24 protein-coding genes are annotated in these 23,694 nt (G+C 72.0%); 10 read left to right on the top strand and 14 right to left on the bottom strand.

Going from position 1 to position 23,694, the window contains the following annotated elements; genetic code table 11:
• Nucleotides 1-212: 212 nt before the first annotated feature.
• From mgrA to HNO83_RS13230, 3 genes are all read right to left on the bottom strand, one after another.
• Nucleotides 213-1,250 (bottom strand): L-glyceraldehyde 3-phosphate reductase, encoded by a 1,038-nt coding sequence (gene mgrA / locus HNO83_RS13240; protein WP_175337982.1) that lies wholly within the window; start codon nt 1,248-1,250, stop codon nt 213-215.
• A 224-nt stretch (nt 1,251-1,474) separates the two neighbouring features.
• Nucleotides 1,475-1,633, bottom strand: coding sequence for a hypothetical protein (locus HNO83_RS13235; protein WP_175337981.1), 159 nt, complete (start codon nt 1,631-1,633; stop codon nt 1,475-1,477).
• A gap of 56 nt (nt 1,634-1,689) precedes the next feature.
• Nucleotides 1,690-2,175, bottom strand: coding sequence for a hypothetical protein (locus HNO83_RS13230; protein ID WP_175337980.1), 486 nt, complete (start codon nt 2,173-2,175; stop codon nt 1,690-1,692).
• A 124-nt stretch (nt 2,176-2,299) separates the two neighbouring features.
• Between HNO83_RS13230 and HNO83_RS13225 the strand changes: the two genes are divergently transcribed.
• Nucleotides 2,300-2,737: a hypothetical protein gene (locus tag HNO83_RS13225; protein WP_249776715.1), complete on the top strand. Its 438-nt coding sequence runs from the start codon at nt 2,300-2,302 to the stop codon at nt 2,735-2,737.
• A gap of 6 nt (nt 2,738-2,743) precedes the next feature.
• Here HNO83_RS13225 and HNO83_RS13220 read toward each other — a convergent pair whose 3' ends face one another.
• The 5 genes from HNO83_RS13220 to HNO83_RS13200 form a co-directional block, all read right to left on the bottom strand.
• On the bottom strand, nt 2,744-3,085 hold the full coding sequence (locus HNO83_RS13220) for an ArsR/SmtB family transcription factor (RefSeq protein ID WP_175337979.1): 342 nt from the start codon (nt 3,083-3,085) through the stop codon (nt 2,744-2,746).
• Nucleotides 3,082-3,540 carry an SRPBCC domain-containing protein gene (locus HNO83_RS13215; RefSeq protein ID WP_175337978.1) on the bottom strand — a complete coding sequence of 153 codons (459 nt, stop codon included), beginning with the start codon at nt 3,538-3,540 and terminating at the stop codon, nt 3,082-3,084. The genes HNO83_RS13220 and HNO83_RS13215 overlap by 4 nt, the downstream gene beginning before the upstream one ends.
• A 71-nt stretch (nt 3,541-3,611) precedes the next feature.
• Complete coding sequence (locus tag HNO83_RS13210; RefSeq protein ID WP_175337977.1) at nt 3,612-4,355, bottom strand: GAF and ANTAR domain-containing protein; 744 nt, start codon at nt 4,353-4,355, stop codon at nt 3,612-3,614.
• Nucleotides 4,352-5,074: a GAF and ANTAR domain-containing protein gene (locus HNO83_RS13205; RefSeq protein WP_175337976.1), complete on the bottom strand. Its 723-nt coding sequence runs from the start codon at nt 5,072-5,074 to the stop codon at nt 4,352-4,354. The genes HNO83_RS13210 and HNO83_RS13205 overlap by 4 nt, the downstream gene beginning before the upstream one ends.
• A gap of 84 nt (nt 5,075-5,158) precedes the next feature.
• Complete coding sequence (locus HNO83_RS13200; RefSeq protein ID WP_175337975.1) at nt 5,159-6,106, bottom strand: helix-turn-helix transcriptional regulator; 948 nt, start codon at nt 6,104-6,106, stop codon at nt 5,159-5,161.
• A gap of 174 nt (nt 6,107-6,280) precedes the next feature.
• Between HNO83_RS13200 and HNO83_RS13195 the strand changes: the two genes are divergently transcribed.
• A complete protein-coding gene (locus HNO83_RS13195) occupies nt 6,281-7,000 on the top strand; it encodes a GntR family transcriptional regulator (RefSeq protein WP_217499023.1) in 720 nt (239 codons plus the stop codon).
• Between the two features lie 12 nt (nt 7,001-7,012).
• Here HNO83_RS13195 and HNO83_RS13190 read toward each other — a convergent pair whose 3' ends face one another.
• Together HNO83_RS13190 and HNO83_RS13185 are read right to left on the bottom strand one after the other, a co-directional pair.
• A complete protein-coding gene (locus HNO83_RS13190) occupies nt 7,013-8,365 on the bottom strand; it encodes a family 4 glycosyl hydrolase (RefSeq protein ID WP_175337973.1) in 1,353 nt (450 codons plus the stop codon).
• Between the two features lie 32 nt (nt 8,366-8,397).
• Nucleotides 8,398-9,303 carry an N-acetylglucosamine kinase gene (locus HNO83_RS13185; RefSeq protein WP_175337972.1) on the bottom strand — a complete coding sequence of 302 codons (906 nt, stop codon included), beginning with the start codon at nt 9,301-9,303 and terminating at the stop codon, nt 8,398-8,400.
• 285 nt (nt 9,304-9,588) lie between these two features.
• Between HNO83_RS13185 and HNO83_RS13180 the strand changes: the two genes are divergently transcribed.
• From HNO83_RS13180 to HNO83_RS20435, 5 genes are read left to right on the top strand one after another with little or no spacing between them, the layout of a single operon-like run.
• A complete protein-coding gene (locus HNO83_RS13180) occupies nt 9,589-10,944 on the top strand; it encodes an ABC transporter substrate-binding protein (protein WP_175337971.1) in 1,356 nt (451 codons plus the stop codon).
• Between the two features lie 5 nt (nt 10,945-10,949).
• Entirely contained in the window at nt 10,950-11,921 is a 972-nt protein-coding gene (locus HNO83_RS13175; RefSeq protein WP_175337970.1) for a carbohydrate ABC transporter permease, read from the top strand.
• Nucleotides 11,918-12,730 carry a carbohydrate ABC transporter permease gene (locus HNO83_RS13170; RefSeq protein ID WP_175337969.1) on the top strand — a complete coding sequence of 271 codons (813 nt, stop codon included), beginning with the start codon at nt 11,918-11,920 and terminating at the stop codon, nt 12,728-12,730. The genes HNO83_RS13175 and HNO83_RS13170 overlap by 4 nt, the downstream gene beginning before the upstream one ends.
• A 54-nt stretch (nt 12,731-12,784) precedes the next feature.
• A complete protein-coding gene (locus tag HNO83_RS13165) occupies nt 12,785-13,591 on the top strand; it encodes a 6-phosphogluconolactonase (RefSeq protein ID WP_175337968.1) in 807 nt (268 codons plus the stop codon).
• A complete protein-coding gene (locus HNO83_RS20435) occupies nt 13,588-15,963 on the top strand; it encodes a glycoside hydrolase family 3 C-terminal domain-containing protein (RefSeq protein WP_175337967.1) in 2,376 nt (791 codons plus the stop codon). Before HNO83_RS13165 ends, HNO83_RS20435 begins: the two co-directional genes overlap by 4 nt.
• Nucleotides 15,964-16,183: 220 nt before the next feature.
• On the opposite strand, the gene HNO83_RS13155 is transcribed toward HNO83_RS20435, so the two are convergent.
• From HNO83_RS13155 to HNO83_RS13145, 3 genes are all read right to left on the bottom strand, one after another.
• Complete coding sequence (locus HNO83_RS13155; protein ID WP_175337966.1) at nt 16,184-17,353, bottom strand: polymer-forming cytoskeletal protein; 1,170 nt, start codon at nt 17,351-17,353, stop codon at nt 16,184-16,186.
• A 111-nt stretch (nt 17,354-17,464) separates the two neighbouring features.
• Nucleotides 17,465-20,548, bottom strand: a complete 3,084-nt coding sequence (locus HNO83_RS13150) for an HAD-IA family hydrolase (RefSeq protein ID WP_175337965.1) — start codon at nt 20,546-20,548, stop codon at nt 17,465-17,467.
• A 28-nt stretch (nt 20,549-20,576) separates the two neighbouring features.
• Nucleotides 20,577-20,798 carry a DUF1918 domain-containing protein gene (locus tag HNO83_RS13145; protein WP_175337964.1) on the bottom strand — a complete coding sequence of 74 codons (222 nt, stop codon included), beginning with the start codon at nt 20,796-20,798 and terminating at the stop codon, nt 20,577-20,579.
• A gap of 164 nt (nt 20,799-20,962) precedes the next feature.
• Between HNO83_RS13145 and HNO83_RS20140 the strand changes: the two genes are divergently transcribed.
• From HNO83_RS20140 to HNO83_RS13135, 3 genes are all read left to right on the top strand, one after another.
• Nucleotides 20,963-21,238, top strand: a complete 276-nt coding sequence (locus tag HNO83_RS20140) for a hypothetical protein (protein WP_217499022.1) — start codon at nt 20,963-20,965, stop codon at nt 21,236-21,238.
• A 64-nt stretch (nt 21,239-21,302) separates the two neighbouring features.
• The gene (locus tag HNO83_RS20135) at nt 21,303-21,581 is read left to right on the top strand and encodes a dihydrofolate reductase family protein (protein WP_217499021.1); all 279 of its coding nucleotides are present in this window, start codon (nt 21,303-21,305) and stop codon (nt 21,579-21,581) included.
• Between the two features lie 120 nt (nt 21,582-21,701).
• Nucleotides 21,702-22,739: a YeiH family protein gene (locus HNO83_RS13135; RefSeq protein WP_175337963.1), complete on the top strand. Its 1,038-nt coding sequence runs from the start codon at nt 21,702-21,704 to the stop codon at nt 22,737-22,739.
• Between the two features lie 7 nt (nt 22,740-22,746).
• On the opposite strand, the gene HNO83_RS13130 is transcribed toward HNO83_RS13135, so the two are convergent.
• Entirely contained in the window at nt 22,747-23,643 is an 897-nt protein-coding gene (locus tag HNO83_RS13130) for a LysR family transcriptional regulator (protein ID WP_175337962.1), read from the bottom strand.
• Nucleotides 23,644-23,694 lie beyond the last annotated feature (51 nt).

Genomic DNA, 23,694 nt, shown 5'->3' with positions numbered 1-23,694 from the left:
GAACTCACACCTATTGCGACTCATCCGCTTCCCCCTTTCACCGGACCCCGGGTCACCCGGCATGCCGCCGAGGACCCGGGATCCGCCCCACACACGCCAGGAACACGGCCCCGAGGGACCGTCACATCCAGCGTGCTTGGTTCAACGGTAGCGACGCGGAGCCGCGCGCGGCAGAGGCTGACGCTTGCGGCGCCCGGTGGTATGAGCCGGCCTCACACCTCGCCGCGCCGTGCGCCCGCCCAGAGGTCGACGCCGGCGTCCACGGCGTGCTCGTCGATGGCTGCCAGCTCCTCCGCCGAGAACTCGCGGTTGCCCAGCGCGGCGACGTTCTGCTCCAGCTGCTCGACGCTGCTCGCCCCGATCACGAGCGAGGTCACGCGCTCGTCGCGCAGCGCCCAGGCGAGGGCGAGCTGCGCGAGGGTCTGGCCGCGCTTCTCGGCGATGCCGTTCAGGGCCCGCAGCCGGCCGATCGCCTCGTCGGTGAGCCACTCGGCGTCGAACGACGTTCCCGCGCTCGCGCGCGAGCCCTCCGGGATGCCGTTCAGGTACTTGCCGGTGAGCATGCCCTGGGCGAGGGCGGTGAAGCCGATCACGCCGACGCCGAGCTCGCCGACGGTGTCGAGCAGGCCCTCGGTCTCGATCCAGCGGTTGAGCATCGAGTAGGACGGCTGGTGGATGAGCAGCGGCGTGCCGAGGTCGCGCAGGATCTCGGCCGCCCGCCGGGTCTCCTCCGCCCCGTACGAGGAGATGCCGACGTAGAGCGCCTTGCCCGAGCGCACCGCGGTGTCGAGCGCCTGCATCGTCTCCTCCAGCGGAGTCGAGGGATCGGGCCGGTGCGAGTAGAAGATGTCGACGTAGTCGAGCCCGAGACGCGTCAGCGACTGGTCGAGGCTCGCCAGCATGTACTTGCGGCCGCCGCCGCCCTGGCCGTAGGGGCCGGGCCACATGTCCCACCCGGCCTTGCTGGACACCACGATCTCGTCGCGATAGGGCCGCAGGTCTTCGGACAGGATGCGGCCGAAGTTGGTCTCGGCCGAGCCGTACGGCGGGCCGTAGTTGTTGGCCAGGTCGAAGTGCGTGATACCGAGGTCGAACGCCCGCCGCACGATCGCGCGCTGCGTCTCGAAGGGGCGGTCGTCGCCGAAGTTGTGCCACAGCCCGAGCGACAGAGCGGGCAGGTCGAGACCGCTGCGGCCGGTACGGCGATAGGTCATGTCGTCATAGCGCGAGGGATCGGCGGTGTATGGCATGTCTCCACCCTCCCCGGTCCTCCGCTCGAAGTCCAACAACCCGCGCCGATCTGTGCAATCGCTCCCGCTGCTCGATCCCCCTCGTGCTCGAGTCGTGAGCAATCGCGGGAATCCCGCCCGAGTCGTGACGTGATCTCACCACTGGAGCGGCGCTCGGCCTCCGGACGCGGCGACGGCGGCCGCGCCGAGAGCGCGACCGCCGTCCGGTCCGGGTGAGGGCGGCGTCAGGTGCGGCTCGCCCCGCGGCGGAGCCAGCCGACGATGGCGGTGATGACGAAGAAGACCAGGCCGAGGATGGCCAGCCAGAGCAGGCCCTTGATGGCGAAGCCCAGGATCGCGAGCACCGCCCAGATGATGAGCAGGACAATGATGAGAGCTAACATGCGTCCATCAGACCCCCGTTCGCCGCGGTGGTCAACGGTCGGGTGCCGTCGTGCGGTCAGCAGCCGACGTGACCGCGCACCGATAGTCCGTCGCCGAGCAGGCCCGCGTCCGTCAGCGCCTTCGAGATGTGGTCCATCAGGATGCCGGCGAGCATCACCTGCTCGCTCTCGCCCCGATCCCTCTCGATCTTCTGCTCGTCGGCGCTCAGTTCATCGAGCGAGACGGGCTCCGACTGCCAGTCGTGGCGGGTGAGCAAGGCCCTCGCCCGGACGACCCGCGGGTCCGCTGTGCCGTCGGTCGTGGCGGCCACGTCGACGGCGACCTGGACGCATCCGGTCGCACTGCTGCCGTCGCTGAGCGTGAAGGGACGCTCGACCGTCAGGTCGTACCGTTCCCCGCTCGGCGTGGCCTTCGGCGTCCCCGCCGCGACCACCGAGCTCGGCGGAGGCGCCTGCGTCGCCTGTCCCGCGCACCCGCTCAGCAGCGCCACCGCTGCCGCGACGCCCAGCACCGCCGTCGTCCCCCGGATCCGTCCACGCATCCTCGTTCCCCCGTCATCCGGGTTCAGCATAGCCACGGCCGGCCCGCGCAGCGGCGGTGCCCCGCTCCGGGGGCACTCGAATTGGGGCGCGCAGTCCCGGCTCCGCCGGTCCTACCGTTGGCGCATGTTCCGGTCCCCCCGAGAGCCGCGGCCCGTCCGTGGCGCAGGGGGCCGGCGGCGGCCCGACCCCGCCGTCGGCCCCCTGCTCGCGGGCGCCATGGCGGGCGGCATCCGCGACATCTACGGGCACACCGTGACCTTCGTGCCGGAGGATCTGGAGTACGTGGAGCGGCTCTTCACCGACCTGGATGCCGGCGACGGCTTCGTGGGCGACGAGTTCACGCTGCAGAGCATCGGCTGCCTCATCGGCGAGATCCTCGTGCGCACCGACGGGGGAGTGTGGAGCCCCGCCTCCCGCCGCAGCGCGGCCCGTGACCACGCGGTGCTGGAGGTGGTCCTCCCGAACGGACGGGCGGTGAACCCGATCCGCGCCGCCTACGACCGCGCCGGCCGGCCGACCGAGTCGGTCATCCGCTTCCGGGAGCTCGCCCTGGCGTCGTGAGCGCCGTCATCCCTGCGCCTCGCCTTCGCCCTCGACATGGGCGCGCAAGCGTCGCAGCGCCTCGTCCCAGCGCTCCGACGCCTGCCGCAGCAGCGCTCCCGTCGCCGCCAGCGTGACGGGTTCTATCCGCCACAGCCGCTCCCGGCCGTGCCGCTCGCTGCGCACCAGCCCGGCGGCGTCCAGGACGGCGAGGTGCTTCTCCACCGCCTGCCGGGTGACCGGCCGTTCCGCGGCGAGACGGCTCGCGGTCGACGGCCCCCGCTCGCCGAGGGCGAGTACGAGGTCCAGGCGCGTGCGGTCGCCGAGCGCTGCGAACACCGGCGCCGCGTCGGAGAGGGCGGTCGTCATGCGCGTGTCAGGTACGCGGCGAGCAGTCGCGTCTGCGCGTCCCAGCCGCCGTCGTTGCCGTCGCGCGCCTGCCGGCGGACGTCGTCCGGGAGTGCGCCGAAACCGTCTTCGCTGATCGTGACCCGCACGCCGTCGCCCTCCGCCTTCAACGTGAACTCGACCGTGGTGCGCACGTCCGACCCGGCGACCGGCCGCCACCGGAAGGCGAAGCGGGCGGTCGGCTCCATGGCGACCACCTCGGCCTCGATCGGCGCTCCGCGGTGCGGTTCCTGCGCCGCCGCGACCTCGGAGTCGACGCCGGTGGGGACGATGCGGCCGGTCGTCGTGCGGCCGGGCTCGAACGGGCCGTCGAACTCCGCGCCGAACCAGGCGCCGAAGGCGGTCGAGTCGGCGATGGCCTGCCAGACCTGTTCGATCGGGGCGTGGATGACGATGCTGCGCTGGATGTCGGGCATGATGAGCAACCTCCTGGTTGCCTTTTCTATCACACGACGGTTGCCGCCGCACCCCTCGCGCCGACGCGGCGTCAGCTGCGCTGGGGAATGCCCGGCGGCAGGGGCGGCACGAGCCTCCGAGCCACGATCGCCTCGGCCACCGCCGTGAGGCCCTCCTGGCTACGGCGGGCGTGGTCGCGCATGACGGTGAACGCGTCGTCGATGGTGATGCGATGCAGCTGGGCGACGACGCCCTTCGCCTGCTCGATCACGATCCGGCTGTTCAGCGCGGTCTGCAGCTGCGCGCGGATCGTCTCGCTCTCGTGCAGCGTGCGATGGTGCAGGATGCCGATGGTGGCGACGTCGGCGAACGCCTGCGCGGCGACCAGATCGCTCTCCGGGAGCTCGCCGGGGGTGTCGCGCAGCAGGTTGAGTGTCCCGATCGTGGTCTCCCGCAGTCGAAGCGGGATGGCGAGGATGGCGGCGAAGCCCTCCTCCATCGCCTTGTCGCGGAACATGCTCCAGCGCTCCGGGGTCCGGGCGAGGTCAGGCAGGGAGACCACCCTGCCTGTGGCGAAACTCTCGATGCACGGGCCGGAGTACGCGCTGATCTGGAAGATCTCGACGAGGCGGCTCGCCTCGCTCGTCGAGGCGAGGAGGTCGAGCTCGCCCGCTTCGTCCGCGAGGAGCACGCCCGAGGCCGTCACGGGCAGCAGATCGCGGCACGTGTCCACGAGCCGCTGCATCAGATCGACCACGTCGTACCCCGCCACGAGCGTGTCGGCGAGCCCGGCGAACGCGCGGAGCAGTTCGACCTCGCGGGTGGTGTCCGTCATCGGGCCGGCCCTCCTCCCGCTTCCTCCGCGGAGAGGTCGAGCACCCCGTCGACGATGTCCCGCGAGACCTCCATCATCGACCGGCCGGTGGCGAACGCGTGCCCCTGGATCACCAGCCGGGCATCCTCGGCGCTGATGTCGAGCTGGGCCAGCACCATCCCGCTGGCCTGGTGCACGAGCCTCCGCGAGAACGGGCTCTCGGGTTCCTCGGGGTCGGCGGAGGCGGCGCGGACCAGGGCGCGCCGAAGCACGAGCCGGCCGACGTGGTCGGCGAGAGACGCGGCCTGCCGCGTCTGGGCGGGGTCGAGCGTCACGGGTCGGCGGGAGTACATGTCGACCGCCCCGACGCGGAGCGAGCCGACGAGCATGGGGAAGGCGAACAGCGAGCCGACGCCGTCCGCGGCGATGGTCTCGCTGAACACCGGCCAGATGGAGCGCGGATGTGCGGCGAGGTCGGGCTCGATGACCGGACGGGCTGTCCTCAGGGCGTCCCAGCACGGGCCGATGCCGAGGTCGAACTGCAGCTCGTCGAGCCGAGCGGCCAGCGGGTCGCTGGCGTAGAGGGTCTCCGACCCGAGCAGGTCGCCCAGAGTGGAGATCGCCGTGCCGCTCACGGGGAACAGGTCGACGAACGGCCGGCCAAGGTCGCGGTCGGACGGCGCGTCGCCGTGGAGCTCGCGGACCGCGTCCGGGTATCGCTCGTCGTCATCGTGGGACATCACCTCAAGTATGGCCGCCCTGCCTTGTCGATCGGCACCCACTGTGACCCCGCCCCGACCTTTTTTCAACCCGGGTCGCCGGCGTCAGCGCTGCAGCGTCTCCCGCGGGTTCTCGCCGTAGCGCTCGCGGTAGGCCGCCGAGAAGCGCGCGACATGCAGGAAGCCCCACCGCTGGGCGATCCCGCCGACCGTGTCCCCGTCCGACGGATCCGCGGCGACCAGGTCCGCGCGCGCCGCCTCCAGGCGCAGCATCCGCAGCTCCTGAGTGGGCGTGCGACCGAGCACCCGGTGGAAGGCGTCCTGCAGCCCGCGGGGCGAGAGCCGGGCCGCATTCGCGACGTCCGCCAGGGAGAACGGCTCGGTCAGGTGCTCCTCCATGTACGCGATCGCGCGGCGGATCGTCGCCGGGAGCGCACGGGCGCCATCGGTCGGCTGCTCGAGGCCGAGCGTCGAGTTCGGGAACGCGGTCAGGAGGGTGCCGATCAGGTGGCGTGTGGCGGCGTCCCAGACGAGGTCGTTGTGGAGCAGCGCTCCATGGGCGGCGATGTCCTCCCGCACGTGCCGTTCGACTGAGCGCCAGAGCTGCTCGTGCGCCGGACTGATCGGCCGGAGCGAGGGGAAGGAGACGGCGGCCCCGGCCGTGCCGAGGTGGTCGCGGGCGAAGGCGTCGACGGCGGCGCGCTCGATCCGCACCTCCCGGGCGCGATGCGACGTGTCCCACTGCGCCCGGATGTCGACCGGCGGGAGCAGGACGACGCCGGCGGAGTCGAGTTCCTGGCCGGCGACGGTGAGCGAGACGCGGCCCTCGTACACGTCCCCGATGGCGAAGAAGGTGTTCCCGTCGGTCCGGGCGGATGCACTCCCGGTCCAGTCGTTTCCGGCGAGCGCGACGACCTTGTCCCCGCTCTCGGCGACCGATACGCGGAACCCGGCGGGGTCCTCCGTACGGAGTTCGAGGTTCTGGTAGATGCGGCCCAGGCGCTCCTCCGCGTCCTCGGGATGGGCCGCGGCCCACGCGAGGCTGTACTGCATGTCCTTCCCCCTTGATGGCGTGCGTGTTCTGCGTCGCCGGGGTCTGGGGTGACGAGGTCGATGGTAGTCCGGCGGCGGCCCGCGTAAAGCCTCGAGGGATCCGTTGGGCGAGGCCCAGTTGTACCAGCCGTGGGCTGAGCCGACTTCTCTCGCGGGATTGGTATGTTGTCTCCTGTGAAGACCCCCACGATCACCACGCGCGTCTCGCGCGAGCTGGGCATGGCCATCAACCACGGGATCTACCAGCCGGGCACCAAGCTGCCGGGTGAGCGGTTGCTGGCCGAGAGCCTGCACGTGAGCCGCAGCACCGTGAGGATGGCGCTGGAGGACCTCGAGCGTCAGGGCCGCGTGGCCCGCTCGCCGCAGCGGGGCTGGTTCGTACCGAGCCCGACCGTGGGCGAGCCGCCGAGCACGCTCGAGAGCTTCACCGAGATGGCCCGGCACCGCGGCCACACGCCCACGGCGCAGGTGCTCGAGAAGACGGTGCGTTCCGCCACGCTCGACGAGGCCAGCCAGCTCGGGATCGCCCCGGGCGCCGAGGTGCTCGAACTGGTCCGGTTGCGCGGCATGAACGCCACGCCGATCTGCGTCGACCGCAACGTCATCCCGCTCGCCGTCGCGCAGCCGCTGGTGGAGGTGGACCTCACCGACGCCTCGCTGTACGAGAGCCTGCAGAACCACTGCGGGGTCCGCATCTTCCGCAGCGCCTACAGCGTGCAGGCCGAAGCGGCGAGCGCCGAGATCGCCGGGCTGCTGCGCATCCAGCCGGGGAGCCCGGTGCTGGTCGGGCGTGAGATCGCCTACGACCGCACCGGGTCCCCTGTGCTGCTCGGGCTGAACACCTACCGCGGGGACGCCTACCGCTTCCACGCGGACCTGTACCGCGCGGAGTAGCGTCGCCGCCGGTCAGTGCAGCGGGGGCAGGATGTCCTTCTGCAGCTCCAGCAGCTCGTCCACCATCGCGACGGCCCGGTTGTGGTTGTCGACCACCGGGTCGAGCAGGACGGCCTGCAGCAGCTTCGCCTTCGACTCCTCCGCGTACGCCTCGACGAGGAGCTTGTGGATGCTGCCCTGCAGCCGCACCATCGCGAACACGGCCTCCGGCAGCGGCTCGACGGGGACCGGCACCAGCCGGCCGTCCTCGACGGTCGCGGCGACCTCCACGACCATGTCGTCCGGCAGCCCGGGGATGGCGCCGCGGTTGGGCACGTTGACGGCGGGGAGGTCGCGCTCGACGCCGCAGGCGACCCATTCGATGATCGGGATGGCGAGCTCCTCCGAGGAGACGAGCGGCCGGTCCGCCAGCGCGTCCTGCAGCGACTTCTGCGCGTGCTTCGCGGGCTGGTACGGGCGGTCCGTGTCGGCGAAGCGGATCTCGTAGTACCACTCCGGCGTCTCCGCGCCCTCGCGCCAGGGCGAGCCGTCGGCGGGGTCGTGGAAGTACTGCAGCTGCGCAGGCACGTAGTCGTCGGCCCAGGACAGGTACTCGCCGATGTGGTTGGCGCTGGGGGACGGCCACAGCCCGAACCGGCGGAACAGGATGCGCGACAGGCCAACCTCGTGCCAGTCCGACACCCAGTTGGCGGCGTGCTCGCGCTCGCGGAGCTCCGGGTAGAGGTCCTCGCCGGTCGCCCGGTCGCGGATGCGCTGGAACCAGGTGAAGTGGTTGATGCCCGCCGCCGCGAGGTCCAGCTCGTCGAGCGGACGCTCGAGGAGTGCCGACACCTGGCGCGCGCCCTGGAAGTAGCCGTGGCAGAGGCCGACGACCTTCACGTTCGTCAGGCGGGTGATCGCTTCGCAGACCTTGTGCTCGGGGTTCGAGAAGTTGATGAAGAGGGCGTCCGGCGCGAGCCGCTCGATCGCGCGGGCGATCTCCAGCAGCGGGCCGAACTGCCGCAGCGCGTGGAACAGGCCGCCGGGGCCGCCGTTCTCGCCGTACACCTGGCGGAAGCCGTACTTCCGCGGCACCGTGAAGTCCTGCGACCAGTAGTGGTAGCGGTTCACCTCGATGGCGGTCACCACGAAGTCGGCCCCGGTCACGGCCGTGTCGAGGTCGGTGGTGGAGGAGACCGTCGCGGCGTGGCCGAGCTGCCCGATGACCGACCGCGCGTACTCCTCCATCTCGGCGAGGGGGCCGGCCGCGATGTCCATGAGCACGATGTCGAGGCCCTTCTCGGCGATCGGCCCGCTGAGGAGGAGGTCGCGGATGATGGTGCCGGCGAACTCGCGGCTTCCTGCGCCGATGAGGGTGACTTTCATGGGGTGGATGTCTCCGATCGTGATGGTGATGGTCAGTGCGCGGCGGCGGCGAGGCCGCGTGCCAGCGCGATGGCGCCGTCGACGGGCGGCCGGTCGAGGATGCTGAGGGGGAGGCCGGGCCGGACGCTGGCCAGAGCCGAGGCGAAGGCCTCCTGGAGGCGGGGCTGGCGTTCGATCACCGAGCCGCCGGCGACGACGGACTCGGCACGGATGCCGCGCCGGATCAGCCGGTCGACGAGTCGCGCCAGGTGGACGCCTGCGTCGTGGATGACGGCTGACGCGAGGGCGGAGCCGTCGTCCGCCGCGGAGAAGACCTCCGGTGCGCGACCGCCCAGCGCCTCGGCCGAGCCCGCCTCGGTGACCGCGAGGGCGAGTTCGTCGGCGTCCCCCGCTGCGAACGCCGCGAGGAGGCGCGTGCCGAGCGCATCGAGGGGCTCGCCGCGGTCGCGGCTGTCCAGCACGGCGCGGGTCGCCTCCCGCACAAGGCCCGCGGCGCTTCCCTCGTCGCCGAGCATCCACCCCCAGCCGCCCGCGGTCGCCAGCTCACCGGCGGCGTCCCGCGCGGTCGCGATGGACCCGGTGCCGACGACGACGCCGATGGCATGTGCGGCGCCCATGGCGGGCGCGATGAGCTCGGAGTCGTTGACGACGAGCACCGGGCCGTCGTGGTAGGGCCGGAGGGCCCGCTCCAGGTCGCGGCACTGCTCGGTGTTCTCGCAGCCGTGGGCGCCGATCGCGACGGCGGCTGTGCGGATCTGCGGTCCGAAGCGCTCGCCGAGCAGCCGGCTCAGTCCGCGGGCGTCGGCCTCGGGGTCGCCGAGCCCGGTGCGCCAGTCGGCGGACGGGACGACGAGCTCGGTGCGGGCGGCGGAGGCGTCGTCGGTGACCACGATGTGTGTCTTGGTCCCGCCGATGTCGATGCCTGCCGACCGCGTCATTCGCTCCGCCTCGTGTGTTCCGGCCGTCGGCTGCCCCGGCGACGCGTTCACGCTAGTCAATCGAAGCCCAGTTATGCCAGTTGTGGGGCGATTAACAACCAGATTGGGCACTGGTCCGCTTGCGGCGACGTTCCAGCGGGGCCATAGACGGCGGATTTTCGCGTACCAGTTGCCGAAATGGTTGTTATTTCGTCCTCAAGTGGACTCACTGGGCTGCTTAAGCATAGCGTTGGCCCCGCGTCGCACCGCGGCGTGAACACACGGCACGGGTTAAGGGAGACTCGAATGAAGAAGCGTCACATCGTCGGAGCGGTCGCTCTGGCGGCCGGGCTGGCTCTGGGCCTGTCGGCGTGCGCACCGGGTGGATCGACGGGATCGGGCGCATCGTCCCGGCCCGTCTCCAAAGACGTCTCCGGCAAGGACGTGACCCTCAAGATCCTCGACTTCTGGCAGAACGACGAGGGCAAGTGGATGGACTCCGTCGTCAAGGAGTTCGAGAAGAAGCACCCCAACATCACCATCAAGCGCACGACCCAGGACTGGGGTCAGGTCAACAACACGGTCGGCCTCCGCCTGGCCGACCCGAACGGGCCGGACATCGCGCTGGTCAACAACGGCTGGTCCGCCATGGGCACGCTCGCCAAGGGCGGCCGCATCCTCAACCTCGACGCCTACTCGAAGCTGTACGGCTGGGACAAGGAGGTCCCCGACACCATCGCCCGGCAGACCGAGTTCAGCCCGGACGGCAAGGAGATGGGCACCGGCTCGCTGTTCGCCACGCCGGCCGCGCGGTCGTCGCTGATCGGCCTGTATTACAACAAGACCATCCTCGACAAGCTGGGCCTGCCCGTTCCGAAGACGCTCGCCGACTTCGAGAAGGACGCGGCGGCGGTCAAGGCGGCCGGCCAGGTGCCGATCGCCTACGGCTCGCAGGACAAGGGCTCGTCCACCTCCATCCTGTTCGCGCTGCAGAACCTCTACGCCCCGGCCGACAAGATCGGCGACTTCGTCTACTCCAACGGCACTGTTCCGATCACCGACACCGGCATCGTGCAGGCCGCGACGGATGTGAAGAAGTGGGCGGACGAGGGATGGTTCACCCCCAACTACGCCGGCATCCAGTACGCCGACGCGCAGAACGAGTTCCTCTCCGGCAAGGCCGCCTTCCGCTTCGAGTACACCGGGTCGCTGGCGTTCTCGGAGGCGCAGAACCAGGAGTTCGGTTACGTGCAGCTGCCGCAGGTCGACGGCGGGAAGGTCGTCGGCACCGGCGCCTCCGCCGCCAACCTGGCCATCTCGTCCAAGTCGAAGAACCCGGACGCCGCCGCCGCCTTCCTCGACTTCATGGCGGGCAAGGCGTCCGCGCAGTCGGCGGTCGACCACGGCTTCCTCCCGCTGCTGCACTCCGACCTGACCATCCCGTCGGGCAACGCGGAGCTCGCGACCGAGATCGCGGCGCAGCAGTCGCTCGACAAGAGCAACGGCTACACGCCCTACTTCGACTGGTCGACGCCGACGATGCTCGACACCATCGGCGGTCAGCTGCAGCAGCTGTACGCCGGTCAGGTGACGCCGAAGCAGCTCGCCGACGCCGGCCAGCAGGACTACGACGCCTTCCAGGCGAAGCGGACGAAGGGCTGAGGCCGATGTCCTCCTCCTCGCAACTGGTGCAGCGGCCGGACGCCCCGGCCGCTGCACCGGCGGCGCGGGGCCGGTCGGCCCGGTCCCGCGCGCGGGCGCTGTCGCCGCGGGCGCGCCGGCGCCGCTGGCTCGGCCTCGCCTTCGCCGCCCCCGCCCTGCTGTTCTACGGGTTCGTGGTGCTGGTGCCGATCCTGCAGAGCCTCAACTACTCCTTCTACAGCTGGGACGGCGTGAGCGCCGCCCAGTGGGTCGGCCTCAGCAACTACGTGTCGTTCTTCACCGATCCCGCTCTGCTCGAGTCGCTCGGTCACGTGCTGGTGCTCGTCGTCTTCTTCGCCCTCATCCCGATCGCGCTGGGCCTCCTGTCGGCTGCGCTGCTCGGCCGCGGGAAGATGACCGGGAGCGGCGTCTACCGCTGGCTGCTGTTCCTGCCGCAGGTGCTGACGAGCGTCGTCGTCGCCGTGATCTGGAAGCGCATCTACGGACCGGACGGCCCGCTCAACTCGGCCCTGCGAGCGGTCGGCCTCGGCGACCTGGCCAAGAACTGGCTCGGCGACTTCACCTGGGCCCTCCCCGCGCTCGGCGTCATCGGCACCTGGACCGCGATGGGCCTGTGCATGGTCCTGTTCGTCGCCGGGGTCGCCGCCGTGCCGAACGAGCTGTTCGAGCAGGCCCGCATCGACGGGGCCGGACCGATCCGCGAGTTCTTCTCCATCACCCTGCCGAGCCTCAAGGGCCAGGTGGCCGTCGCGCTCACGCTGACCGTGACCGGGGCGCTGCGGGCGTTCGACCTGGTCTGGGTGACCACGCAGGGCGGCCCGGGCAGCTCCACCACGACCCCGGCGCTGCTGCTCTACCGCAAGGCGTTCCTGAACCCGGACGTCGGGATGGCCGCGGCGATCGGCATCATCCTGGCGGTCGTCTGCCTGGTGGTCGCCGTCGTCATCACCCGACTCTCCGAGGAGAAGAACGCATGATCTCCCGCGCCGAGCGCGTGCTGAACCACTCCGTGCTGATCCTGGTCTCGATCTTCGTCCTCTTCCCCGTGGTGTGGTTCCTCTTCACCGCGCTGAGCCCCGCCCGCAGCGGTCAGCTCGACCTGCTGCACCCGCAGTGGAGCAACTTCGCCACGGCCTGGAACGCCGGTGCCTTCGGGCCGGCGATGCTCGCGTCCGCGGTCATCACCGTCGGCGCGGTCGCCGGCCAGGTCGTGCTCGCCGTGCTCTCCGGCTACGCCTTCGGGGTGCTCGGGGTCGCCGGCCAGCGCGTGCTCTTCCCGCTCATCCTGTTCGGCCTGATGATCTCGGCCGAGGTGTTCATCATCCCGCTGTACTACACGTTCCAGGCGATGGGCCTGACGAACTCGTGGCTGGGCCTGATCATCATCCAGATCGGGATGGGCGTGCCCTTCGGGGCGTTCTGGATGCGGGCCACCTTCCGCGCGGTGCCGCCGTCCCTGATCGAGGCGGCCGAGATGGACGGCGCCCGGTCGTGGCGCATCCTCTGGCAGGTGCTGCTGCCGATCTCCCGCCCGGCTGTGCTGACGCTTGCGCTGCTGTCGTTCATGTGGACGTGGAACGACTTCTTCCTCTCGCTGGTCTTCATCGCCGACCCGGCGATCCAGCCCGCGACGCTCGCGCTCGGCGTCTTCCAGGGCAAGAACACGCTCGACGTGAACCTGCTCGCGGCCGGTTCGCTCATCGTCGCCGTGCCGGTGCTCGTCCTGTACGCGTTCTTCCAGCGCCACTTCATCAGCGGCGTGCTCAACGGCGCGATCAAGGAGTGAACGGGCGCGACCCGTTTCCTCCTGCCGGCCCCTCATCCCAGACAAGGAGTCCCGATGCGCATCGCGCCTGAAATCCTCGACACCCCGGACGACGTCGGCCGGGCGGCCGCCACGCAGATCGCCGACGCGATCCAGGCGGCGTCCGCTGCGGGCCGGACGTTCGTGCTCGGCTGCCCAAGCGGCCGCAGCCCGCAGACGACGTACGAGCAGCTCGCCGCGATCGTGGCGGAGCGCGGGCTCGACCTCAGCCGGGTGATCGTGGCGCTGATGGACGAGTACGTGGAGCGGACGGCCGATGGCTTCCGTCCGGTCGACCCGGCGCTTCCGCACAGCTGCGTCGGCTTCGGGCGGCGCGACATCCTGGACCGGCTGAACGCCGTGGCTCGGCCCGGTCACCGCATCCCGCAGGAGAACCTGTGGGCGCCGGACCCGCGTGCGGCCGACGGCGACTACGACCGTTCGCTCGAGGAGGCCGGAGGGATCGACCTGTTCCTGCTCGCCTCCGGCGCCTCCGACGGCCATGTCGCGCTGAACCCGGTCGGCGCCGCGGCCGACACGGTGACGCGCGTCGTTGCGCTGGGCGACGACACGCGGCGGGACAACCTCGGCACCTTCCCGACCCTGCGCAGCCTCGACGAGGCGCCGCGCTACGGCGTGACGGTCGGCATCCGCACCATCCGTGAGCTCTCCCGCGCGGTCATCATGGTCGTCACCGGAGAGCACAAGCAGTCGACCGTCCGCCGGCTGGCGGCCGCCGAGGCGTACGAGCCGGACTGGCCCGCGACCATCTTCACGCAGTGCGCGTCGCCCCGCTTCCTGGTGGACCGCTCCGCCGCCGGCCTGCTGCAGACCGCGCTGTGAGCGAGCAGCCGGCCGTCCGGCCGTTCGACGTCGAAGAGACCCTCGCCGCGCTCACGCTGGAGGAGAAGGCGTCGCTGCTCTCGGGCGTCGACGACTGGTTCACCCAGACGATCGACCGGCCTGGGCTTCCCGCGCCCGTCCCCGCGATCGAGGTGGGCGACGGTCCGCACGGCCTCCGCAAGGAGACCGGGGTGGACATGGTCTGGGTGCCCGCCACCGGATTCCCGACGGCCTCCGCGATGGGCGCCTCCTGGGACCGGGACCTGATGCGCCGGGTCGGCGCGGCCATCGGCGAGGAGGCCCGCGCCGAGGGCGTGCAGGTCGTGCTCGGGCCCGGCGTCAACATGAAGCGCTCGCCGCTGTGCGGGCGCAACTTCGAGTACTTCTCCGAGGACCCGCTGCACTCGGGCGAGCTCGGCGCCGCGTACGTGCAGGGCGTCCAGTCGACCGGCGTCGGCACCTCGCTCAAGCACTTCGCCGCGAACAACCAGGAGATCGAACGGACGCGGATCTCGGTCGTCGCGGACGAGCGCACCCTGCGCGAAACCTACCTCCCCGCGTTCGAGCGCGTGGTCGCCAAGGCCGATCCGTGGACGGTCATGTGCTCCTACAACCGGCTTCTCGGGGTCCACGCGTCTCAGAACCGCTGGCTGCTCACCGAGGTGCTGCGGGAGGACTGGGGCTTCCGCGGCGCGGTGGTCTCCGACTGGAACGCCGTGCACGACCGGGTGGCGGCGCTCCGTGCCGGCCTCGACCTGGAGATGCCCGGCGAGGAGGGCCGAACGGACGCGGAGGTCGTCGCCGCCGTGCGCGCCGGGCTGCTCGACGAGTCGGTCGTCGACGACGCGGCCCGCCGGGTACTGGCCCTGGTCGCCCGCGCCCACCCGGGCCCCGATCTGGTCGACGGACCCGTGATGGCGCTCGGCCACCGCGCGGGCGACCGGCTGACCGCCGAGCAGCTGCGCCTGCTCCGCGCCGACGAGCACCACACGCTCGCGCGCGAGGCTGCCGCGGCCTGCATCACGCTGCTGCGAAACGAGCCGGTGGCAGGGCGAGGTGCGCCGGCCCTGCCCCTCGCCGAGACGGACGGCGGCGCGATCGCCGTGATCGGCGCGTTCGCCGAGCACGCCCGCATCCAGGGCGGCGGCTCCTCCGGCGTGGACCCGACGCGGGTCGACGTGCCGCTCGAGGCCCTCCGCCGCATCGCCGGCGAACGCATCGCGTACGCGCCCGGCTACGTCTACGCCACGCGGAACGCCTATCAGGACGACAACCTCGCCATCCTCGCCGCGCACGGGATCGCGCACGACGAGACCCGGCCGAACGTCGCCCGCCGCTCCGCCACCCTGGCGAAGGAGCTGCAGCTCGCCGAGGCGGTGCAGCGCGCCGGCCGCGGCCCGCTCTCTCCCGCCGCCGAGCGGCTGATCGACGAGGCCGCCGAGGTCGCGGCGAAAGCGGAGACCATCGTCGTCTTCGCCGGCCTCCCCCTCTCGTACGAGCAGGAGGCGAACGACCGCGACTCCCTCGACCTCCCCGCCGATCAGGTCGCGCTGCTCTCGCGGCTCGCCGACGTGCGGGATCGCACCGGCGCCTCCCTCGTCGTGGTGCTCTCGAACGGCTCCCCGGTCGCGATGGACCCGTGGCACGACCGCGTTGACGCGATCGTGGAGGCGTGGCTCGGTGGCCAGGGCACCGGACACGCCGTCGCCGACGTGCTGTTCGGCCGCACGAACCCGTCGGGCCGGACGGCGGAGACCTTCCCGCTCGCCGTCGAGGACACCCCGGGGTTCCCGAACTGGATCGGCGAGCGCGGAACCGTGCTCTACGGCGAGGGCGTCTTCATCGGCTATCGCTGGTACGACGCGCTGCGGCGCGGTGTCCGTTACCCGTTCGGCCACGGCCTCTCGTACACCTCCTTCTCCTACGAGGATCTGGCGGTGGACGTGGTGGATGAGGCCGCCGGCACGGTCACGGTCGCCGCCACCGTGCGCAACGACGGCGACCGCGCCGGCGCCGAGGTCGTGCAGCTGTACGTCGGCGACCCGGAGGCGGAGGTCCACCGTCCCGTCCGCGAGCTGCGCGGCTTCGAGAAGGTGCGCCTTGCGCCGGGCGAGGCGGTGCGCGTCTCCTTCACGCTGGAAAGCCGCGACTTCGCCTACTGGGACGCGGATGCGCTGCGGCCCGACGGGCGCACGGGGCTGTGGCGGCGGGAGGGCGGCGAGTTCCGGATCGAGGTCGGGGCGTCGTCGCGCGACCTGCGTCTGTCGGCCTCCGTCGACCTGCCCGACGACCCGGCGATCCCGCCTCTGATTCCGGATGCGGAGCTGATCGACATCGCGGCCTCCCGTTTCGTCCAGGGCCACGCCGGCTGAGCCTCCCGATCCGCGGGTCTTAAGCCCTTCCCGGGTGCTCGCCGCCTGCCGCATCCTGGAGTCGCAGCGAGACGCTGGTCCGTCTCGGCCCGGGGGGGTGGACGGACCGGTGGTCGCCGGCGCGACCTGGACCCGCGGTCGAAGCGGGGTGGACGATCGCGCTCGAGGGCGACCGGCTCGTGCCGCAACAGGGGGCTGATGCGGCACGAGCCATCCGCCGCTACCGCGCGAGCGGGTCGTCGCCCGGCGCGGGCGCGACCGGCGCGGTCGGCGCGGCGGGAGTCACCGGTGCAACCGGCTCTGCCGCCACCGGCTCCGGCGCGGGCGGCAGGCTCCACGGCCGCAGCCGCCGCAGGTGCAGGAGCTCGGCGCCCAGCCCGAAGAACACCATGGCCAGCCAGACCAGGATGTTCAGCCACGGCACCTGCAGCGCCGCGATCAGGATGACGCCGCCGAGGAACGACGTGAGCACGGGATGCGGCCGCCCACGGAGCACCAGCCGGCCCAGGTAGTAGGAGCTCACGAGGAACGTGGCGAGCGTCAGCACGATCCAGATCAGCAGCCCGGCCAGCGCGAGCGGCGCACCGATGATCGTCACCAGCAGGAAGAGCAGTGCGAACGGCACCACGATGGAGGCGACGAAGCCGACCAGCAGCGCCCGCCAGGGCGACGGGATGAGCTCGTCCGTCACGCGGTGCAGCCAGCGCGGCACGAGCAGGCCCGCGGCGACCGTGACGATGCTCAGGGCGATGAGCGCGTACAGCAGCCCGAGCGCCCAGCCGAGCACCACCGCCCACGGCGAGATCTCCACCCGCTGCGCCGGTTGCGGTTCGACGTGCTCCACCGTGCCCGACACGGCGCCGTCGGCGATGCGCGCGGTGTTGCTGCTGGAGTAGGTGACGTCCCCGCCGACCGTTCCGTCGATGCGGAGGTCGCCGACGCTCAGCAGGAGGTCCCGGCCGACATCCCCGGAGATCCGCGCCGTGGCCACGGTCGCCACGATGTCGTTGCCCACCTGGGCGTCGCGGGCGACCACGAGGTCCGCCCCGAAGACGGTGGCACTGCGGGTCACCTCGCCGTTGATGGTCACGGTCTGGGCGGCGAGCCGGAGGTTGCCGTCCACCCGGCCGGTGATCGTGATCGTCTGCGCGGCCGCGATCACGTCGCCCGTGACGTCGCCGCTGATGGTGACGCTCTGCGCGGCGGCGTAGACGTCGCCGTCGACGGTGTCGGAGACGTCGACGGAGGTCCCGCTGTAGAGGTGCGGACCGGGGCCGTCGTTCACGGCCAGCCGGGCCGTGGCGGCGGTGGCGCCGCCGATGCCGACGGCGACGGCGCCCGCCAGGGCGGTCAGCGCGACCAGACGGATGACACGTGCTCGAACGCTCATTTCATTCCTCGACCTTCGGTTGGGAGGCGGTGGGTTCGGTTCGTGCCGAGTGAACCCGCCGGGCCACTGCCGCGGGGAGGGCAGAAAGTCCCTCGGGATGCGGGTGCCGACTCACAGCTCCAGTTCGCGCGTCTCGCCGGTGTGGAGCAGCACCGGCTGCCCCTCGACGACGATCCGGACCGGGTCGGCGAAGCCGGGCGCCGAGGCGATCCGCAGCAGGTCCTGGGTGATGGTCACCCCCAGCCGATGGTCGCGGTAGACGACGGTGAACGCGAGGGAGTCGAGTTCCGCGGGCAGGAGCGGATGGAACCAGAGCATGTCCGCCCGCGCCTCGAGACCCGCGTAGCACCGGGTCAGCAGGTCGACGGAACCGGCCATCGCCGCCAGGTGGATGCCGTGCTTCGTCGTCCCGCCCTGGATGTCGGAGAGATCGCTCTGCAGCGTCCGCTCCAGGAACTCCCACGACCGGCTGCGGTCGCGCCGGGCCTCCAGCCATGAATGCACCACGTTCGAGAGCGTCGACCCGTACGTCGACGTGCGCGAGTACCGTTCGACCGTGCGCACGATCGCGTCGGCGTCGAGCGGGTACCCCAGGTGTTTCAGCAGCTCGCGGAGCTCCTCCGCCGAGAACAGGTACAGCAGCATCAGCGAGTCCGGCTGCTTGGAGACCTGGTACCGGTCGGTGCTGTCGCCCTCCGCATTCAGGATCAGGTCGAGGCGCTGGATGCTCGGGTACCGGCGGCGGTAGGCATCCAGATCGAGGGGCGCCAGGCGGTCGTAGCCGGCGAACTGGGACAGCGTGCCGTCGGCGTTGAACACGATCCTGAGCCGCTTGGCGATGTGCGACCAGCGCTCGACCTCCCCGGACGAGAACGAGAGCGACGCGTATGCGGACGCGTCCGGGCGCACGGACAGGATGCGCGCCGTGTCCACCGCCCGCAGCAGCACCCACGCCGTCATCACGTTCGTGTACACATTGTCGGTCAGGCCTGCGCCCGGCTGCTCCGGCGGTCCGTCGTGGAACTCGTCGGGTCCCATGACCCCGGCGATCGAGTAGCGCCCGGAGGCCTCGTCCCACTCGGCGAGGGAGGCGAAGTAGCGGGCGATGTCGACGATGAGCTCCGCCCCCTCCTCCGCGAGGTAGTCGGCGTCGCCGGTCAGCTGGTAGTACTGCCACACGCTGTAGGCGATGCCGAGGCCGACGTGCCGCTGCAGGTGCGAGTGGTCGGGCATCCAGGATCCGGTGAGCGGGTTCAGGAGCCGGTCGGGCGTGACGTCCTCCCCGGTCGTCGCGCTCTGCCAGGGGAAGCAGGCGCCGGCATGCCCCGCCTCGGCCGCCGCGACACGAGCGGCGGGGAGCCTGCGCGTCCGGTAGCCGAGCAGCGCGCGAGTGAGCGCGGGGCGGCGGAGCGTGAGCACGGGGTAGACGAAGAGCTCGTCCCAGAAGACGTGGCCGCCGTAGCCCTCCGCATTGAGGCCGCGCGCGGGGACGCCTGCGTCGAGGTCGGAGTCGACGCCGGCGAGCGTCTGCAGCAGGTGGAAGGTGTTCAGGTGCAGGGCGAGATCGATCTCGCCCTGCGGGCGGATCTCACAGGCGAAATCGGTCCAGAGCCGCTCCCATGCCTCGGCATGGTCGTCGAGCAGCCGCGCGAACCGCGGTGCCCGCGCGAGCGTCCCTTGGGCGGCCTCCGCGGCCGAGCGGATGGCGCGGTCGCGCGATGTGCTCACCGACACGACCTTCTCGACGGTTACGCTCCGGCCGTCCCCGAGGTCGACGGCGAACTCGTGGAAGAGGGTCGGACCGTCCTGGACGATGTGCGGCGGTTCCGTGACCGGGTCGCCGTCTCGGAACACCTGCGTCCGCACGGCCAGGCCGATGTGCACTCCGGAGCCGGGGGTCTCCACGGTGCAGAGGAGGGTGTCGGGCGAGACCTCCGACAGCCGGCGCGCCGCGGTGCGGGTGGGCGAGGCGTCGATTCCGGACCGCACGGTGAGTCGGCCGCTCCAGCCGCGTGCCGTGACGGTGGCCTCCATGGCGGCGAGCCGGGGCACCGCCTGCGAGACGATGCGGCGGAACCGGATGGCGGTCTCGCGGCCGCGCTCGTCGCGCACGACGACCGTGCGGCGGAGCACCCCCTGGCGGAGGTCGAGGTCCTGCCGGAAGGCGACCAGGTCGGCGTCGTCGATGCGGAACCAGTCCGCGTCGTCGATGCGGATGAGGAGCGGCAGCCAGTTCGGCGCGTCGACCAGCCGGTCGTCGGCGTCCGGAGTGTCCCCCGAGGTGTCGTACACCCCGGCGAGGGAGACGGCGGGATGGTGGACGCCGCCCGCCGTGGCCTCCTCGGCCGCGCCGCGGACGGCCTGGTAGCCGCTCGACAGCGTGCACAGGCTCTCCCTCGTGCCCTCTGCGGCAGGGTCGTAGCCGGCGAACTCCAGCACCCAGCTGTCCGGTGGCCCGGTGCGGACGATGCGGGCCGACGCCGTCGCCCCGAGCGTGCCGAGGTCGGGGACGGTCGTGTCCGCCCCGGCCCGGCGGAGGGCGGCCGCGCGGCGCGGCGTCGGTGCGATGCCGACGACGAGACCGAACCCGCCGGCGCGGGCGGCGCAGGCACCGGCCTCCGAGTCCTCCACGAGCAGGGCGTCACCCGCCCGCACGCCGAGCCGCCGGCAGGCCTCGAGGAACAGTGCCGGGTCGGGCTTGGACGCCAGCCTCAGCTCGCGGGCGACCTCGCCGTCGACCACCGCGTCGAGGAACGGCCGGAACGGCGTCCGGTCGAGGATCGCCTGGGCGTTGCGGCTCGCCGTCGCCACCGCGATCCGGATCCCGGCCGCCCGGAGCGCCGTGAGGAAGGGCACGGCCCCCGGGACCAGCGGGATGCTGTCGGATCCGCTCAGCAGATCCTGGAACAGCCGCTGCTTCCTCTCGGCCAGCCGGACCACGAGTGCTGCCGGAGCGCGCTCGCCGTCGATCCCGCGGGAGGCGAGGAAGGTCCGGATGCCGTCCTCCCGGCCCCGCCCGTCCACCCAGCGCTCGTAGTCGGCCGGCGCGAACGGTGCGGCGTCCGGCGCGAGCCGGGGCAGCTCCTCCTGGAAGAGCGCGGTCCATGCGCGCGCGTGCAGGTCGCGGGTGAGCGTGAGCACCCCGTCCAGGTCGAGCACGGCGGCGGCCACCGGCAGGTCGAGGAGGACGTCCATCGCCGCGCGCTCCTCCGCCGTCCCGACGTCAGTGGCCGTGGGCGCCCGATGCCGCGGTGGTGTCCCCGCGGTGCTCGATGTGCGCATCGGGCCCGGGGAAGACGAGCGTTGTCCGCTCGTCGTCCTCCCACCGCACCTGGTACGGGGGAGCGCCGCCCTCGCCGTGCACCTCCTGGATCAGCCCGACCCGCGCCGGACCTTCGAGGTGGTTGGAGGCGATGATCAAGAAGTCTCCGACGTGCGCCTGCATGCTGCACCGCCCTTCGCTGTGCGTCCCGTCGCCACGGGTGCAGGGGAAGCGTAGGCGCGCGGGGTCGGTGGGCGGCGGGGCCAAAGTCCCGTCGATCCAGGCGCCGCGACCGACGCGGCCTCACTCGTGGTCTGATCGCGGGGTCTTCCCCTAGCATTCGGTCCATGCGGGAGACACGCGAGCGTACGGGACGGCTGGAGTTCCAGCATCGGCCGTCCGGCTCCGCTCTGATCGAGCGGGTCTGGCGCAGCCGGAGCCGGGACATCGCGACGATGACCTCGGTCGCCCGTGCGCACTGGGACTTCGTGTTCTGGGAGGGGCCCGACGGCCGCTGGTTCCATCTCGGCGGGGAGCGCATCCTCATCCCGGGGTATGCGGACGCGGAGGCCTTCGTGGCGCTCCTGGTCAGGAAGGGCCTGCTCTGGCTGCGGTGGGCTTGACGGAACGCACCGTCCGGCAGATCGAGCGCGCACAGGAGGCCACCTCGGGGCCTCGCGAGCCGGAGTGGTCGGAGTCCCGGGCGGTCGCAGCTCCCGCGGTCCCTTTCGTCGCCGACCTGAAGCAGACGCCGGGGGGGGCGACATCGGCATCCACGGCAGCCTGACGCTCGCGCGCGACCTGCTGGCGGCCGGCCTCGTCGACGACCTCAGGATGGTGCTCGCCCCGAGCCTCGCCGGTAGCGGCGTGCGCCTGTTCGGGAACGGCGGGGAGCTGCAGCGGTTCCTGCTGGAGGGCGAGGAGCGCTCCGGCGGCTGCCTTCTGCTGCACTACCGGCGGGACTGAGGAATCGGAGAGCACGATGCCGCGCGCGTCCTCGCCAGAGCGGCGCTCCACAAGTCGCGCTTGTGACGCGACAACGACCTCGGGATGGTTCGGGCCGCGTGGACGCGCGAACGTCGGAGCATGCAGCTCTCTCCCGTCCGAACCCTGCCGAGCAGGGCCGCCGCCCGCGCCATCGCCGTGGCGCCCGGTCTCGCTTTGACCCTCCTGATCGCCCTCGCGGCCACCGGTGTCTCCCGCATCGTCCCCGCCGTCGGGAGTGCGCTGCCCGCGCTCCTGATCGGCGTCGTCGTGAGCCTCGTCCGCCGGCCGGGCGGGCGGTTCGCGACCGGGGTCGCTTTCTCGTCGCGGTTCGTGCTGCAGCTCGCGGTCGTGCTCCTCGGCGTGCAGTTGTCCCTCTCGAGCGTGCTCGTCGTCGGCCTCCAGTCGCTCCCGGTGATGCTCTCCACGCTCGCCGTCTGCCTCCTCGCCGCGTGGGGCATCGGCCGCGCGCTGCGCATCCCGCGACGGGAACGCACACTCATCGGCGTCGGCACCGGAATCTGCGGGGCGTCGGCGATCGCGGCGGTGTCGCCGATCATCGGCGCCGCGAGCTCCGAGATCGCCTACGCCGTCTCGACGATCTTCCTGTTCAATGCGGTCGCGGTGCTGGTCTTCCCGCTCATCGGCCACGCGCTGGGCATGAGCACTCATGCGTTCGGGCTGTTCGCCGGCACCGCTGTGAACGACACGAGCTCGGTCGTCGCCGCCGCGAGCCTGTTCGCGACATCGGCGCTCGGCTTCGCCGTCGTGGTCAAACTCGTGCGCACCCTCATGATCGTCCCGATCAGCGTGGTGCTCGCGGTCGTGGAGCACCGCAGGCGGAACGCCGGAGCGCCCCTGACCGTGCGCCGGCTGGTCGGCCTCATCCCGTGGTTCCTGGTCGGATTCCTCGTCGTCGCGACGGCGAACTCGTTCATCGCGATCCCGCCGGGTCTGCACGACGGGCTGGTCACCGTGAGCGTCTTCCTCGTGGCGGTAGCGCTCGGCGGTATCGGCCTCTCCACCGACGTCGGCGCCATCCGTCGAGCGGGCTGGCGTCCCCTGCTGCTGGGAGCCGTGCTGTCGACACTGGTCGCCCTGACGAGCCTGGGGGTGCTCGCCGTCACCGGACAGGTGTGACCAGCGGTCAGGAGACGGACCGGACGACCTCCAGCAGCGTGCGCGCGCTCGCTGGAACACCGGACCCGCCGCGTGGCCACACGGCGGTCAGCGGCCGGGTGATGCGCAGATCGCGGATCGGGACCTTGACCAGTGTTCCGGCGGTGAGCTGCTCGCGCACGGCGAGGATGCTGAGCACGGCCGGGTGCTCACCCGCCGCCGCCGTCGCACGGATCGCGCTGGTGGAGGAGAGCTCGAACGCGGGGCGCGCGGCCGGGTGGCCCCGCTCCGCGAGGGCCCGCTCGAACGCCAGCCGGGTGCCGGAGCCGACCTCGCGCGATACCAGCGGGGTGCGGGCGAGCTCCTCCACCGGCACCCCCCGCGGCCGGCGCGCCCACGGATGGCTGCGGCCGACGACGACCACCAGCTCGTCAGAGGCGAACACGGAGGTCGCCAGGTCGGAGGGGACATCGGGCGTCTCGATGAACCCGATGGTCGCCGCGCCCTCGCGGACCGCGACGAGCACCGTCTCGCTGTTCGCGGCCGTCAGCTCGATGCGCGGCCCGGATCCGTCCGTACGCAGCGAGGTGAGCCAGCGTGGCGCGAGGTGCTCCGCGATCGTCATGCTCGCGGCGATCCGCAGGGTCTCCTCGGTGGCCCCGCGGAGCGACGCGACCGAGGCGTCGAAACGGTCGGCCGCCTCCACGACCTCGGCCGCCCACTCCGCGACGAGAGCCCCGGTCCCGGTCGGCCGGGCGCCCCGGCTGCTCCGCACGAGCAGCGGCGACCCGATCTCCCGCTCCAGAGCGGCGAGCCGGAGCGACGCCGCCTGCTGTGTCACGCCCGCCTCGCGCGCCGCCGCGGAGATGCTCCCCGACCGCACGACGGCCGTCAGCAGCCTCAGCCCTGCGAGGTCCACGGGCATCCCACGATCTCCACCCCGCCAACGCTACCGCCCGCGGTCTGCGGCACGGAG

This window comes from Leifsonia sp. C5G2, from assembly GCF_013359685.1.
GTDB lineage: Bacteria > Actinomycetota > Actinomycetes > Actinomycetales > Microbacteriaceae > Leifsonia.
The sequence above is the reverse complement of the archived record's forward strand: the minus strand, read 5'-3'. Positions and strand labels throughout refer to the sequence as shown.

Bases quoted from the DNA above. Each gene is read 5' to 3' on its own strand.
- mgrA (WP_175337982.1), bottom strand. From the start codon at position 1,250: ATGCCATACACCGCCGATCCCTCGCGCTATGACGACATGACCTATCGC.
- HNO83_RS13235 (WP_175337981.1), bottom strand. From the start codon at position 1,633: ATGTTAGCTCTCATCATTGTCCTGCTCATCATCTGGGCGGTGCTCGCG.
- HNO83_RS13230 (WP_175337980.1), bottom strand. From the start codon at position 2,175: ATGCGTGGACGGATCCGGGGGACGACGGCGGTGCTGGGCGTCGCGGCA.
- HNO83_RS13225 (WP_249776715.1), top strand. From the start codon at position 2,300: ATGTTCCGGTCCCCCCGAGAGCCGCGGCCCGTCCGTGGCGCAGGGGGC.
- HNO83_RS13220 (WP_175337979.1), bottom strand. From the start codon at position 3,085: ATGACGACCGCCCTCTCCGACGCGGCGCCGGTGTTCGCAGCGCTCGGC.
- HNO83_RS13215 (WP_175337978.1), bottom strand. From the start codon at position 3,540: ATGCCCGACATCCAGCGCAGCATCGTCATCCACGCCCCGATCGAACAG.
- HNO83_RS13210 (WP_175337977.1), bottom strand. From the start codon at position 4,355: ATGACGGACACCACCCGCGAGGTCGAACTGCTCCGCGCGTTCGCCGGG.
- HNO83_RS13205 (WP_175337976.1), bottom strand. From the start codon at position 5,074: ATGTCCCACGATGACGACGAGCGATACCCGGACGCGGTCCGCGAGCTC.
- HNO83_RS13200 (WP_175337975.1), bottom strand. From the start codon at position 6,106: ATGCAGTACAGCCTCGCGTGGGCCGCGGCCCATCCCGAGGACGCGGAG.
- HNO83_RS13190 (WP_175337973.1), bottom strand. From the start codon at position 8,365: ATGAAAGTCACCCTCATCGGCGCAGGAAGCCGCGAGTTCGCCGGCACC.
- HNO83_RS13185 (WP_175337972.1), bottom strand. From the start codon at position 9,303: ATGACGCGGTCGGCAGGCATCGACATCGGCGGGACCAAGACACACATC.
- HNO83_RS13180 (WP_175337971.1), top strand. From the start codon at position 9,589: ATGAAGAAGCGTCACATCGTCGGAGCGGTCGCTCTGGCGGCCGGGCTG.
- HNO83_RS13175 (WP_175337970.1), top strand. From the start codon at position 10,950: ATGTCCTCCTCCTCGCAACTGGTGCAGCGGCCGGACGCCCCGGCCGCT.
- HNO83_RS13170 (WP_175337969.1), top strand. From the start codon at position 11,918: ATGATCTCCCGCGCCGAGCGCGTGCTGAACCACTCCGTGCTGATCCTG.
- HNO83_RS13165 (WP_175337968.1), top strand. From the start codon at position 12,785: ATGCGCATCGCGCCTGAAATCCTCGACACCCCGGACGACGTCGGCCGG.
- HNO83_RS13155 (WP_175337966.1), bottom strand. From the start codon at position 17,353: ATGAGCGTTCGAGCACGTGTCATCCGTCTGGTCGCGCTGACCGCCCTG.
- HNO83_RS13150 (WP_175337965.1), bottom strand. From the start codon at position 20,548: ATGGACGTCCTCCTCGACCTGCCGGTGGCCGCCGCCGTGCTCGACCTG.
- HNO83_RS13145 (WP_175337964.1), bottom strand. From the start codon at position 20,798: ATGCAGGCGCACGTCGGAGACTTCTTGATCATCGCCTCCAACCACCTC.
- HNO83_RS20140 (WP_217499022.1), top strand. From the start codon at position 20,963: ATGCGGGAGACACGCGAGCGTACGGGACGGCTGGAGTTCCAGCATCGG.
- HNO83_RS13135 (WP_175337963.1), top strand. From the start codon at position 21,702: ATGCAGCTCTCTCCCGTCCGAACCCTGCCGAGCAGGGCCGCCGCCCGC.
- HNO83_RS13130 (WP_175337962.1), bottom strand. From the start codon at position 23,643: ATGCCCGTGGACCTCGCAGGGCTGAGGCTGCTGACGGCCGTCGTGCGG.